The following is a 13,794-nucleotide window of genomic DNA, read 5'->3' as shown; positions in this document are numbered from 1 at the left end:
ATGCCATCTCTATAACGTAAATAGCGGGTAAAGAGCCTTTTCATAACGGCCCGCACTGCTTATCGTTCCACCTCCTGAAAATTATCGCTCGCGCTAATGGTTGATCACTCCATGCAATCCTCTGTTTCCCACAAATCCCGTTTCTGGCTGTTTGGCCTGCTGGTCTTGCTGATAGTCCTTGGCCTGTGCTGGTGGCTATGGCCGTCTGCCGCAAAAAAAGCTGCGACCGATCAGCCCGCCGGGCACACCGGTCGCTCGGGCATGATGCGCCCGGGCTTTGGTGGCTCGACCCAGCCCGTGCCGGTGCGGGTGTCGGAAGTAACGCAGGGCGATTTCCCGATTTACTACAAGGCGCTGGGCACAGTGACCGCATTGAACACCATCAATGTGCGCAGCCGTGTAGCAGGGGAACTGGTCAAGGTCTATTTCAAGGAAGGGCAGATGGTCAAGGCAGGCGAACTGCTGGCTGAGATCGACCCGCGCAGTTATCAAAATGCCCTGCTGCAAGCCGAAGGCACGTTGCTGCAGAACCAGGCCCAGCTGAAAAATGCCCAGGTTGATGTGCAGCGCTACCGCGGGCTGTACGCCGAGGACAGTATCGCCAAACAGACCCTGGACACCGCCGAAGCGCTGGTCAGCCAATATCAGGGCACGGTGAAGACCAATCAGGCGGCGGTCAACGATGCGAGGCTGAACCTGGATTTCACCAAGATCCGCGCACCGATCAGCGGCCGTGTGGGCCTGCGTCAGCTGGACGTCGGTAATCTGGTAGCTGCCAACGACGCCACGGCCTTGGTGGTGATCACCCAGACCGAGCCGATTGTGGTCAGTTTCACCTTGCCCGAGACCAACCTGGCGCTGGTCCTTGAGCGTTATCGCAGCGGCGCGAAAATGCCGGTGCAGGCCTGGAATCGTGGCGATACCAAAGAGCTGGCAGTCGGTGTGTTGAGCAGCATCGACAATCAGATTGATATCACCACCGGTACCCTGAAGTTCAAGGCATTGTTCGAGAACCGCGATCAGGCGCTGTTCCCTAACCAGTTTGTCAATGTACGCCTGTTGGCCGACACCCTTGAAAACGTGGTGCTGGCTCCCACTGCAGCGATTCAGTACGGCACCAACGGCTCGTTCGTGTATGCCATGGACGGTGACAACAAGGTCAAGATTCGCAGCATTAAAGTGGGTGCCACCGATGGCGATGTGACCGTGATCGAAGAAGGCCTCAAGCCCGGTGATCGTGTAGTACTCGAAGGTACCGACCGTCTGCGTGATGGTGGCGCGGTGGAAGTGGTCAACGACAGTGCCGACGTACCGGAAACGGCTGCCGGGCAACTGCTCGATGGCGGTGCCGATACCGATGCCACCCCGGCCGCGCACAACACCAAGTCCAAGGCCCGCGAATGAACCTGTCGCGCCTGTTTATCCTGCGCCCGGTTGCAACCACGCTGTGCATGCTGGCCATCGTGTTGTCCGGGATCATCGCCTATCGCTTGCTGCCGGTATCGGCCTTGCCCCAGGTGGATTACCCGACCATCCGCGTGATGACCCTGTACCCCGGGGCCAGCCCGGATGTGATGACCAGTGCAGTGACGGCACCACTTGAGCGTCAGTTCGGGCAAATGCCGGGGCTTACGCAGATGGCCTCCACCAGTTCCGGTGGTGCTTCGGTACTGACCCTGCGTTTCAATCTCGACATCAATATGGATGTTGCCGAGCAACAGGTGCAGGCTGCGATCAACGCCGCCAGCAACCTGCTGCCCAAGGATTTGCCGGCACCGCCGGTGTACAACAAGGTCAACCCGGCGGATACCCCGGTACTGACCCTGGCCATCAGCTCCAAAACCATGCTGTTGCCCAAGCTCAATGACCTGGTCGATACGCGCATGGCGCAAAAAATTGCCCAGATCAGCGGCGTGGGCATGGTCAGCATCGCTGGCGGGCAACGCCAGGCGGTGCGGATCAAGGTCAACCCTGAAGCGCTGGCTGCCAATGGCCTGAACCTGGCCGATGTGCGCACCCTGATCGGCGCGTCCAACGTCAACCAGCCCAAGGGTAACTTCGACGGCCCTACCCGGGTGTCGATGCTGGACGCCAATGACCAGCTGAAAACCCCGCAAGAATACGCCGAACTGATTCTTGCCTATAACAACGGCGCACCGCTGCGACTCAAGGACGTGGCCGAAATTGTCGACGGCGCCGAGAACGAGCGCCTCGCAGCCTGGGCCAACGAAAACCAGGCGGTGCTGCTCAATATCCAGCGCCAGCCCGGTGCCAACGTGATTGAGGTGGTGGACCGGATCAAGGCACTGCTGCCAAGCATTACCGACAACCTGCCCGCCGGCATCGATGTCACGGTGCTGACCGACCGTACACAAACCATTCGCGCCTCAGTGCGCGATGTGCAGCATGAATTGCTGATCGCCATCGCCCTGGTGGTGATGGTGACCTTCCTGTTTCTGCGCAGGGCCAGCGCCACCCTCATTCCGTCGATTGCCGTACCGCTGTCGCTGGTCGGCACCTTTGGCGTGATGTACCTGGCCGGGTTTTCCATCAACAACCTGACGCTGATGGCCCTGACCATCGCCACCGGCTTTGTGGTCGATGATGCCATCGTCATGCTGGAGAACATCTCGCGCTATATCGAGGAAGGTGACAGCCCGATGCAGGCGGCGCTCAAGGGCGCCAAACAGATCGGCTTCACCCTGATCTCGCTGACCCTGTCGCTGATCGCGGTATTGATCCCGCTGCTGTTTATGGCCGATGTAGTGGGGCGCCTGTTCCGCGAATTTGCCATCACCCTGGCGGTGGCGATCCTGATCTCGCTGGTGGTCTCGCTGACCCTGACCCCGATGATGTGCGCGCGCCTGCTCAAGGCCGAGCCCAAGCCTGAAGAGCAGGGGCGTTTCTACCGTGCCAGCGGCGCGTTTATCGACTGGATGATCGCCGAGTACGGGCGCATGTTGCAGTGGGTGCTCAAGCACCAGCCGCTGACCCTGCTGGTGGCCATCGGTACACTGGCCTTGACCGTGTTCCTGTATATGGTGGTGCCCAAGGGCTTTTTCCCGGTGCAGGACACCGGGGTGATCCAGGGCATTTCCGAGGCGCCGCAATCGATTTCGTTCAGTGCCATGAGTCAGCGTCAGCAGGAGCTGGGCAAGATCATTCTGCAAGACCCGGATGTCGAGAGCCTGTCCTCCTATATTGGCGTGGACGGGGATAACCCGACCCTCAACAGCGGTCGCATGCTGATCAACCTCAAGCCCCACAGCGAGCGCAGCGACAGTGCCATCGAGGTGATTGCGCGGCTGCAGCCGCAACTGGACAAGCTGTCGGGCATCCGCCTGTTTATGCAGCCGGTGCAGGACCTGACCATCGAAGACCGCGTCAGCCGTACCCAGTACCAGTTCAGCCTGTCATCCCCGGATGCTGACATGCTCAGCACCTGGACGCAGAAACTGGTCACCGCGTTGTCCAATCAGCCTGAACTGGTCGATGTGGCCAGTGACCTGCAGGACAAGGGTCTGCAGGTATACCTGGTGATCGACCGCGATGCGGCATCACGCCTGGGCGTGTCGGTGGCCAATATTACCGATGCCCTGTATGACGCTTTCGGTCAGCGGCAGATTTCGACCATTTACACCCAGGCCAGCCAGTACCGCGTGGTCTTGCAGGCCAAGGACGGCGAGAAAATCGGCCCGCAGGCGCTGGATCAGATCCACGTCAAGACCACCGATGGTGGCCAGGTGCGGCTGTCGAGCCTGGCCCGGGTCGAGGAGCGTCAGGCACAACTGGCCATTTCCCATATCGGCCAGTTCCCTTCGGTAATGGTCTCGTTCAACCTTGCGCCTGGCGTGGCATTGGGCCAGGCCGTGGAACTGATCGATCAGGTGCAGAAGGACATCGGCATGCCGGTGGGGGTCAAGACCGAATTCCAGGGTGCCGCGCAGGCGTTCCAGGCTTCGTTGTCGAGCACTTTGCTGCTGATTCTGGCGGCGGTGGTGACCATGTATATCGTGCTGGGGGTGCTCTATGAGAGCTACATCCACCCGATCACCATTCTCTCCACCCTGCCATCGGCAGCAGTGGGTGCCTTGCTGGCGCTGATCCTCAGCGGCAATGACCTGGGCATGATTGCGATTATCGGCATCATCCTGCTGATCGGTATCGTCAAGAAAAACGCAATCATGATGATCGACTTCGCCCTCGACGCCGAGCGTAACCAGGGCATGGCACCGGAGCAGGCGATCTATCAGGCGGCACTGTTGCGCTTCCGGCCGATCCTGATGACCACCCTGGCAGCGTTGTTTGGTGCCGTACCGCTGATGCTGGCCACCGGTTCCGGGGCAGAATTGCGCCAGCCCCTGGGTCTGGTGATGGTCGGTGGTTTGCTGGTGAGTCAGGTCTTGACCCTGTTTACTACCCCCGTGATCTATCTGTACTTCGATCGTTTGGGGCGTCGCTGGCGCGGTGATGCGGCCCAGGCTGAGCAGGCGTCGGTATGAACCTGTCCGGCCCGTTTATCAAACGCCCGGTAGCCACCATGCTGCTGAGCCTGGCAATCATGTTGCTGGGCGGGGTGAGCTTTGGTTTGCTGCCGGTGTCGCCGTTGCCGCAAATGGATTTCCCGGTGATCGTGGTGTCGGCCAGTTTGCCCGGGGCCAGCCCCGAGGTGATGGCATCTACCGTGGCCACGCCGCTTGAGCGGGCCTTCGGTGCGATTGCCGGGGTCAATACCATGAGCAGCAATTCAAGCCAGGGCTCGACCCGGGTGATTTTGCAGTTCGATCAGGACCGCGACATCAACGGCGCGGCGCGGGAGGTGCAGGCGGCGATCAACGCCTCGCGCAACCTGCTGCCCAGCGGCATGAAAAGCATGCCCACCTACAAGAAGATCAACCCCTCGCAAGCACCGATCATGGTGTTATCGCTGACCTCCGAGGTGTTGTCCAAGGGCCAGCTCTATGACCTGGCCTCGACCATTCTTTCGCAAAGCCTGTCCCAGGTGCCGGGTGTAGGTGAAGTGCAGATTGGCGGCAGCTCGCTGCCCGCCGTGCGCATCGAGCTGGAACCGCAACTGCTCAACCAGTACGGCGTCTCGCTGGATGACGTGCGCAACACCATTGCCAATGCCAACGTGCGCCGGCCCAAGGGCGCAGTGTCCGATGGCGAGCGCAACTGGCAGATCCAGGCCAACGACCAGCTGGAAAAGGCCAAGGACTACGAACCGCTGATCATCCGTTACCAGGATGGCGCGGCGCTGCGCCTGAGCCATGTGGCCAAGGTCAAGGACAGTGTTGAAGACCGTTACAACAGCGGTTTTTTCAATAACGATGCGGCGGTGCTGCTGGTGGTCAACCGCCAGGCCGGGGCCAATATCATCGAGACCGTGAACGCGATCAAGGCCCAGTTGCCGGCCTTGCAGGCGGTGCTGCCGGCAAGCGTGCAGCTGAACCTGGCCATGGACCGTTCACCGGTGATCAAGGCTACGCTGCACGAGGCCGAAATGACCCTGCTGATCGCCGTGGCGCTGGTGATTCTGGTGGTGTTCCTGTTCCTCGGCAATTTCCGCGCTTCGCTGATTCCGACGCTGGCGGTGCCGGTGTCGTTGGTGGGCACTTTTGCCATCATGTACCTCTACGGCTTCTCGCTGAACAACCTGTCGCTGATGGCGCTGATTTTGGCCACCGGGCTGGTGGTGGACGACGCCATCGTGGTGCTGGAGAACATCTCGCGGCATATCGACGCCGGTGTGGCGCCCATGAAAGCGGCCATGCTGGGCGCCAAGGAAGTCGGTTTTACCCTGCTCTCGATGAACGTGTCACTGGTAGCAGTGTTCCTCTCGATCCTGTTTATGGGCGGGATTGTCGAGAGCTTGTTCCGCGAGTTTTCCATCACCCTGGCCGCTTCGATCGTGGTGTCGCTGGTGGTGTCCCTGACCCTCACGCCCATGCTTTGCGCACGCTGGCTAAAACCCCATGTGCCGGGCACGGAAAACGCCATGCAGCGCTGGAGCATCCGCCTTAACCAGCGCATGGTCAGCGGCTATGCACGCAGCCTGGACTGGGTGCTGCGGCACAAGCGCCTGACATTGCTCAGCCTGCTGGTGACCATTGGCGTTAACGTGGCGCTGTATGTGGTGGTGCCGAAAACCTTTATGCCGCAACAGGACACCGGGCAACTGATCGGTTTTGTGCGCGGTGACGACGGCCTGTCGTTCAGCGTGATGCAGCCGAAGATGGAAATCTTCCGCAAGGCGGTGCTGGCCGATCCTGCGGTAGAGAGCGTCGCCGGTTTTATTGGCGGCAATGGCGGCACCAACAACGCCTTTATGATCGTGCGTCTCAAGCCGATCTCGGAACGCAAGGTGTCGGCGCAAAAGGTCATCGAACGGCTGCGCGAGAGCATGCCCAAAGTGCCCGGCGGCCGCCTGATGCTGATGGCCGACCAGGACCTGCAGTTTGGCGGTGGGCGTGACCAGACCAGCTCGCAGTACTCCTACATCCTGCAAAGCGGCGATCTGGGCGAGTTGCGCACCTGGTATCCAAAAGTGGTGGCCGCGTTCAAGGCATTGCCTGAGCTGACCGCTATCGATGCCCGTGAAGGCCGCGGTGCCCAGCAGGTGACCCTGGTGGTTGATCGCGACCAGGCCAAGCGCCTGGGGGTGGATATGGACATGGTCACTGCCGTGCTCAACAACGCCTACAGCCAGCGGCAGATTTCCACCATCTACGACAGCCTGAACCAGTATCAGGTGGTGATGGAGGTCAACCCCAAGTACGCCCAGGACCCCGAAACCCTGAATCAGGTGCAGGTGATAACCGCCGATGGCCAGCGTATTCCGCTGTCGGCCATTGCCCACTATGAGAACAGCCTGCAGAACGACCGGGTATCCCACGAGGGCCAGTTCGCCTCGGAGAGCATTGCGTTCGACCTGGCCCCCGGTGTCACCCTGGAGCAGGGTACGGCAGCCATTGAACGGGCGGTGGCCAAGCTCGGTCTGCCGGAAGAAGTGATCGTGAAAATGGCCGGTACGGGCGATGCTTTTGCCGCCACGCAAAAAAGCCAGCCGTTCATGATTCTTGGCGCCTTGGTAGCGGTGTACCTGGTACTGGGGATTCTCTATGAGAGTTACATCCACCCGTTGACCATTCTGTCGACCTTGCCGTCTGCCGGTGTTGGTGCGTTGTTGAGCATTTACCTCACGGGCGGGGAGTTCAGCCTGATTTCACTGCTGGGGCTGTTCCTGTTGATTGGTGTGGTAAAGAAAAACGCGATTTTGATGATCGATCTTGCCCTGCAACTGGAACGTCATTCGGGCCTCGACCCGCAAGCGTCGATCCGCAGTGCCTGCCTGCAACGTTTAAGGCCGATCCTGATGACCACCCTGGCGGCCATTCTCGGTGCCTTGCCACTGATGCTGAGCAGCGCCGAAGGCGCGGAAATGCGCCAGCCCCTGGGCCTGACCATTATCGGCGGGCTGATCTTCAGCCAGATTCTGACCCTTTACACCACGCCTGTGGTTTACCTCTATCTCGACCGCCTGCGCCATCGCTTCAACAAATGGCGCGGCGTGCGCACTGATGCTGCTCTGGAAACTCCGCTATGACCTCTCGTTCGTTTTTCCTTGCCCCGGCGTTGTCCGTTGCGCTGCTTAGCGGCTGTGCCATCGGCCCGGACTACCAGCGCCCGCAAACGGCGGCGCCCCTTGAGTACAAGCAGGCAGCCGGCTGGACCCAGGCCAATCCGAGCGACTCACTGGCCCGAGGTGCCTGGTGGGAGCTCTATGGCGACCCGCAGCTCAATGCGCTGGTCGACAAACTCAACAGTGCCAACCAGAGCGTTGCGCAGTCTGAAGCCCAGTTCCGTCAGGCCCAGGCCTTGGTGCGCAGTGCGCGCGGGGCGTTCCTGCCCAGCGCCGACCTTAGCGTGGGCAAGACCCGTTCCAGCCAGGGCACCGGCAGCTCAAACTCCAGCTTGACCAGCTCCAGCAGCGGCATACGGGACACCTTGAATGCCCAGGTCGGGGTGAGCTGGGAGGCCGACGTTTGGGGCAAGTTGCGCCGTGGTCTGGAAGCCAACGAGGCGAGTGCCGAGGCCAGCCTGGCCGACCTCGCGGCGATGCGCCTGAGCCAGCAGTCGGAGCTGGTGCAGAACTACCTGCAATTGCGGGTGATCGATGAGCAGAAGCGTTTGCTCGAAGCCACGGTCGAGGCCTATCAACGTTCACTGAAAATGAGCGAAAACCAGTACCGTGCGGGAATTTCCGGCAAGGATGCGGTGGCTCAGGCGCAAACCCAGTTGCGCAATACCCAGGCCAGCCTGATCGACCTGATCTGGCAGCGGGCGCAATTTGAAAACGCAATAGCGGTGCTCACCGGTCAAGCACCAGCAGGGTTCAACCTGGCGGAAATTAAAAACGTACCCAAGTTGCCGCAGATCCCGGTCAGCCTGCCGTCGCAACTGCTGGAGCGGCGTCCTGACATCGCTTCGGCGGAGCGCTCGGTGATTGCTGCCAACGCCAACATTGGTGTAGCCAAGGCGGCTTACTACCCCGATTTCAGTTTGAGCCTGTCGGGTGGCTACAGCAGCAGTCAGTATCAGGACTGGATCAGCGTGCCCAACCGCTTCTGGTCGGTGGGGCCGAAAATCTCCCTGCCGTTGTTCGATGGTGGCCAGCGCTCGGCAGAAGTCGATCGCAATGAAGCCGTGTATGACCAGACGGTGGCCAAGTATCGCCAGACCGTGCTCGACGGTCTGCGGGAAGTGGAAAACTACATGGTGCAGTTGAAGGTGCTGGGCGATGAGTCGGTGGTACAGGAGCAGGCACTGGAGTCGGCCCGCGAGTCGTTGCGCCTGACCAGTAACCAGTACAAGGCGGGCTTGATTGCTTACCTGGACGTGGTTTCGGTGCAAACAACAGCCCTGAGCACCGAGCGCAGCGTACTTAACTTGCTGCAGAGCCGTCTGATTGCCAGTGTGCAACTGATTGCGGCGCTGGGTGGCGGCTGGGATGGCAATACCGAGTTGAGCGACTGACGCAGACCCCTCACCCCAGCTTGATCCGCTTTTGCTCTTGGTTCCCTCTCCCTCTGGGAGAGGGCCAGGGTGAGGGGCTTTTGATCCGGCTCAATACGGCCAGCTCGCCGAATTACGCTATATCCCCCGATCTGCCAGCCGCTCACGAATAAAACGTAAACCTGTCCTTGCCGTCATGCTTGGAGCCGTACAGCGCCTTGTCGGCCTTGGCCAGCGCCTGGTTGAGGGTGTCTTCCTCTTCGACCCGGGCCAGGCCGATACTGATGGTCACTGGGTGTGCGTCGGGATCTTCACGCACCCGGCGACACAGGCTCTGCGCCAGTACTTCGACGTCTTCGCGGCGCACGCCGGGCAGGTACACGGCAAACTCCTCACCACCCAGCCGTGCGTACGCAAAATCAGCCATCACTGCCTTGATGCTGGCGGCCGTACGCTTGAGCACCTCATCGCCAATATCATGGCCGTACTGGTCGTTGACCTTCTTGAAATTGTCGATATCGATCATCGCCAGATAGTGGTCGTGCTCCCTGGGGCGGGTCAGCAGTACATGCCCGGCCTGAAGCATGAAAGAGCGCCGGTTGGGGATCTCGGTCAGGGCATCGATGTAGGCCTGGGCCACCAGTAACTTGGACATGGTGTAATTGTGCAGCTTGATCCGGCGCAGCTTGAAAAAACTGTAGGTGGTCAGGCTGCACAAAAAGGTGAAGTAGCAGAGGATCAGCAAGCCGCGCAGATCCATGACCGAGACATCGGCCATCAGGAAAGGGTTGAGGGTGACACAGCTGATGGCGGCAACGGCGAGAAACGCCCAGCGGCTGAGCGGCAGCACCGACGCGCTATAAAGAATGCTTGAGGTGGCGAGTGCCAGCCAGATCGGCTGGGTCTCGGCTGGCAGGCCGAAAATGATCAGGCGCAAACCGAGTGTGATGATGGCTACGAAAACCGTATTGAGTACATCGAAGTGCCGGTAATTGCCGACAAAGCCCAGAATAATGGTCAACCCCACCATGACGCTGATAAACAGCAGGGACAGGCCGGTAAACCCCTGGCCGCCCTTGGTGCTGACAATCAGGTTGAACAGTAACCAGATAGCAATGCTGGTGATATAGGTCAGGCTGCAAAAATTGCGCAGCTTTTCGAAATCATGTTGGGCAAATTCAGCTTGCAAGGCGGGCGGGGCGGCCTGTTTCGAGATCTCATTTTCAATGGTTTTGAGCATTGCGAGCCTTGATCACTGTCGGATGGCGGAATCCGGGTGATCAGGCACTCAAGCATGTCTGCCGCCCAGGTTACCTCGTTAACCCTAGCAGGAGTTGGGCGCTTATCGATACAGGGCAAGCAGGGCAGGCAGCGCCCCAGGCTCAACCGTTCTGGCTGAACACTTCACCGATACTGCGCCGGCGCGCATGCAGCTCGCTGGCTCGAATCAACTCTTCGAGATCTTCGGGGGTAACGTCGATAAATGCGTCCATTTGCTGCAACGCATGGTGCAAATCTTCAGCACTGATGCCCGGGTTGATCGGTGCCTGATCGGTGCTGGCCGCAGGGCTCGGCTCGGACGGTTTTTTCGGGTAACGCACGCGGGTCAGGTTGTTATAGGCCAGCGCCGCGAGCAGCATGCACACTGCGCCGAGCATCACCGGTGCAAGCATGCCCCAGCCAAGACTGGCACTGTCCGGGTCGGCCAGTACCACCAGCAGCGCCAGTGCACCTGCAGGCGGGTGCAGGCAGCGCAGCAGGCACATGCTGATCATTGCCAGACCTACGGCCAGGCACGCGCTGTCGAGGCTGCGGCCAAGAAAATGCACCACCCCCAGCGACACGACCGTGGCGCACAGATAGCCGCCGACAATCGACCAGGGTTGCGCCAGTGCACCCGAGGACACGGCAAACAGCAAAATGGCCGAAGCGCCCAACGGGCCGATCAGGTGCATGGCCACGGGCAGGCCATAGAACAGGCTGCAGAACCACACACTGAATAGTGTGCCAAGGGACACGCCAATGGCGGCACGGCTCCATTCGGTGGGGCGGGTGTTCGTAGCCGCAGGCAATAGGCGGCTGATCCAGCGGGTTTGCATGGTCAGGTAAATCCGGTTTTGTGAAGCAGGAAGGTAAAAAAAGGGCCTGGCGGGTTAACCGGCAAGCCCTTGAAAATGTTCCTTCATCTGGGGGAGGAACGCGAGCAGTCTGCCCAGCCGTTAACCAATACGCAAATGCATAATAATGATGGTTAAGTGCATTTAAATTGATGTTTGGTGGGGTGGAGCATTACCTGGGCATGGCTGCCCGGTTTCCCGGGCGAGCCAGCCATGAAAAGTTGGCCCAATACGCGCTCATGCACCCCATTGCTTACTAAACGTCGCTCGATCTGGTTGCACACGGCAGGGCTGTATTGGCCAGTGGTTCTTTTATTACGAGCAGGGCATTTCGCGGTTTTATCGGCGTGCCCGGTTCGGGTGCGCGGGTCTCGCCCTTAACAATATAGAGATGACCCACCAGCTGTGGGTCATCGCACCTGGCAGGGGATTTTCAGCCTGCGCATTGAATTTCTTGCTATAAACGCACTCCATTAGCCCCGCTGAGCACGTTTTTCGTCACTTTCCAGGTTTTGCTGGACAAATAGGTGTGTTTTCAGTTGCTGAGTCGATAACTCGGCCTTAGACTGCCGGCCCTCGTAAATTGAGTGCCGGGTGGCGCTTGAAATAGATGGCACCTAACTGGTTGGGATGAAGATCGGTCAGAACGCTCCCTAATTCGCCTTAATGCACGTATTTTTTATAGAGAAATCAATGACAAAGGATAAGTTGCTGGCCATGCCGGCGGATGACTACATGAATGCCGAGCAACATGCTTTTTTCAGCGAGTTGCTGCAAAACATGAAGGTCGAAACCCACGAGCGTATCGAGCAGAACCGCATCGCGATCGAGAGCCTGGACACTCCGGCTGACCCGGCCGACGCTGCTTCGGTTGAAGAAGAGCGCACCTGGCTGGTGAACGCCATCGACCGTGATCAGCGCATGCTGCCCCAGCTCGAACAGGCGCTGGAACGTATCAAGGATGACAGCTTCGGCTGGTGTGATGACAGTGGCGATGCAATTGGCCTCAAGCGCCTGCTGATCAGCCCTACCACCAAGTACTGCATCGAAGCTCAAGAGCGTCACGAGCAAATCGACAAGCATCAGCGTCAAGCCTGAAGGCTTGACCTTGCCGGAGCCGTGTCCTGCGGTTCCGGTAGCTTGGGCTGCGCAGCCGTCCGCGCTGTCGCCCTGGCCTCTGTTGTAATTCCCCGTAAAAATTTAAACCTGACGTTGAGCTGAGTGTTTTGGTCATGCCCCTTTATATTTGGCACGGCGTTTCCACGCGAAGCTGAAAAGAACGAGGGCCAGTGTCATGAGTCACTCAAGCAATACGGGGTATGTATTGCGTGTCGGTATTTTTTTTGATGGCACGGCCAATAACCAGTTCAATATCCTCTCGGGCCGCGAGCGCCAGGCCCGGGGCCTCAAGGTCGAACCCGTCAGCAGTTATGCCGGTGAACCCACCAATATCGCCCGCCTGCACCGGCACTACCCTGTGCAAACGACGTTCAAGGATTCACAGGCGCTGACTTCGCTCTACGTCGGCGGTATTGGCACAACCACAGGGGCAGTTGATACCTCCTTCCCGGGCCTGACCTATGGCCGTGGGCGCACCGGGGTGCTGGGCAAGGCCGATGAGGCCCTGGAGCAACTGAGCCAATGTCTGGCGCAATTTCTACGGCTGGCTCCCGCCAATACCCTGAGCCGTCTGCAACTTGACCTTTTTGGCTTCAGCCGCGGCGCTGCCGCAGCCCGCCACTTTGCCAACAAGGTGCATGCCACGGCCTTCACGCAGCAGTTTGCGCTGGCTTCTGACTTCAAGTGCAGCATCGAGTTTATCGGGCTCTTCGATACTGTTGCAGCCATGGGCGGGCTGGAGGACCTGGGTGATGTGGGGGATGACATCAATCCGGGGCTCAATCTGTATCTGGGGCCTGACTGCGCGCAACAGGTGGTGCAACTTTGTGCGCGGGATGAATACCGACGCAATTTTTCCCTGACCCGCATTGCCCCGCAATGGCCGCTGGATATATCCCTGCCCGGAGTCCATGCCGATCTTGGCGGCGGTTATCCGGTCGAGATGCAAGAGCAGGTGCAGTTGACGCGCTGGCAAAGCAATCTGGTCAGCCCGTCCACACCCATCAGGCTGACCAGTGCCTGGAAGCTGGCCCAGGCGCAGTTGCTGGACTGGCAAGCAAGGGATTTGATTGATCCGCTCGCTGAGCAGGACTTCGTGCAAGTGCGCACCGAAGAGCAGAAGGCCGGCAGCCGCCAGGACCCGATGAAGCGCGTCCAGGCCGCCGTCTTTATGCAGCGCCGGGTGCTGGGTCATCTTTCCCGTGTGTATCTGCGCATCATGCATTCGCTGGCATGCAAACAGGGTGTGCCCTTTGCCGCCTTGAACAGTGCCCAGGATGCCTTGCCTGATGAACTGTTGCCCATCGCTGCAAGGCTCGAAGCGCAGGTACTGAAAAGTACAATCAAGCTCACCCCTGCCCAGGAGCGCTTGTTGCGTCAGCGCTACGTTCATCAATCGGCCAATTTCAATGCCAATGTGGGCCAGGGGCTAGGGGTACTCGACAAGGCGTTTTTCAATATTGCCCAAGAGGGCGGGCGCAATGTTTTCGAGCAAAAACCGCCGGTTTGAGCCCGCATGCAGGGGATATTGTTACCGCTGATG

Annotated in this window: 8 protein-coding genes; 6 read left to right on the top strand and 2 right to left on the bottom strand. The window is 59.6% G+C overall.

Going from position 1 to position 13,794, the window contains the following annotated elements:
* The first annotated feature begins 96 nt into the window (after window positions 1-96).
* The 4 genes from EQV96_RS03870 to EQV96_RS03855 are packed head-to-tail and all read left to right on the top strand — an operon-like array spanning window position 97 to window position 9,036.
* Window positions 97-1,404, top strand: a complete 1,308-nt coding sequence (locus EQV96_RS03870; protein ID WP_095002392.1) for an MdtA/MuxA family multidrug efflux RND transporter periplasmic adaptor subunit — start codon at window positions 97-99, stop codon at window positions 1,402-1,404.
* Window positions 1,401-4,502 carry an MdtB/MuxB family multidrug efflux RND transporter permease subunit gene (locus EQV96_RS03865; protein ID WP_095018855.1) on the top strand — a complete coding sequence of 1,034 codons (3,102 nt, stop codon included), beginning with the start codon at window positions 1,401-1,403 and terminating at the stop codon, window positions 4,500-4,502. Before EQV96_RS03870 ends, EQV96_RS03865 begins: the two co-directional genes overlap by 4 nt.
* Window positions 4,499-7,606: an efflux RND transporter permease subunit gene (locus EQV96_RS03860; protein WP_095018856.1), complete on the top strand. Its 3,108-nt coding sequence runs from the start codon at window positions 4,499-4,501 to the stop codon at window positions 7,604-7,606. The genes EQV96_RS03865 and EQV96_RS03860 overlap by 4 nt, the downstream gene beginning before the upstream one ends.
* The gene (locus EQV96_RS03855) at window positions 7,603-9,036 is read left to right on the top strand and encodes an efflux transporter outer membrane subunit (RefSeq protein ID WP_095021211.1); all 1,434 of its coding nucleotides are present in this window, start codon (window positions 7,603-7,605) and stop codon (window positions 9,034-9,036) included. Before EQV96_RS03860 ends, EQV96_RS03855 begins: the two co-directional genes overlap by 4 nt.
* A 142-nt stretch (window positions 9,037-9,178) precedes the next feature.
* Here EQV96_RS03855 and EQV96_RS03850 read toward each other — a convergent pair whose 3' ends face one another.
* Window positions 9,179-10,255, bottom strand: coding sequence for a GGDEF domain-containing protein (locus EQV96_RS03850; protein ID WP_095002396.1), 1,077 nt, complete (start codon window positions 10,253-10,255; stop codon window positions 9,179-9,181).
* Between the two features lie 142 nt (window positions 10,256-10,397).
* On the bottom strand, window positions 10,398-11,114 hold the full coding sequence (locus EQV96_RS03845) for an HPP family protein (RefSeq protein WP_095002397.1): 717 nt from the start codon (window positions 11,112-11,114) through the stop codon (window positions 10,398-10,400).
* Window positions 11,115-11,825: 711 nt separating this feature from the next.
* On the opposite strand from EQV96_RS03845, the gene EQV96_RS03840 reads away from it, so the two are divergent.
* The gene (locus tag EQV96_RS03840; RefSeq protein ID WP_016780464.1) at window positions 11,826-12,230 is read left to right on the top strand and encodes a TraR/DksA family transcriptional regulator; all 405 of its coding nucleotides are present in this window, start codon (window positions 11,826-11,828) and stop codon (window positions 12,228-12,230) included.
* Window positions 12,231-12,426: 196 nt separating this feature from the next.
* The gene (locus EQV96_RS03835; RefSeq protein ID WP_240881379.1) at window positions 12,427-13,761 is read left to right on the top strand and encodes a DUF2235 domain-containing protein; all 1,335 of its coding nucleotides are present in this window, start codon (window positions 12,427-12,429) and stop codon (window positions 13,759-13,761) included.
* Window positions 13,762-13,794: the final 33 nt, after the last annotated feature.

Origin of the sequence: Pseudomonas sp. TMW22080 (genome assembly GCF_022496745.1) — a bacterium.
In the GTDB taxonomy this organism is placed as follows: Bacteria; Pseudomonadota; Gammaproteobacteria; order Pseudomonadales; family Pseudomonadaceae; genus Aquipseudomonas; species Aquipseudomonas bubulae.
The sequence above is the reverse complement of the archived record's forward strand: the minus strand, read 5'-3'. Positions and strand labels throughout refer to the sequence as shown.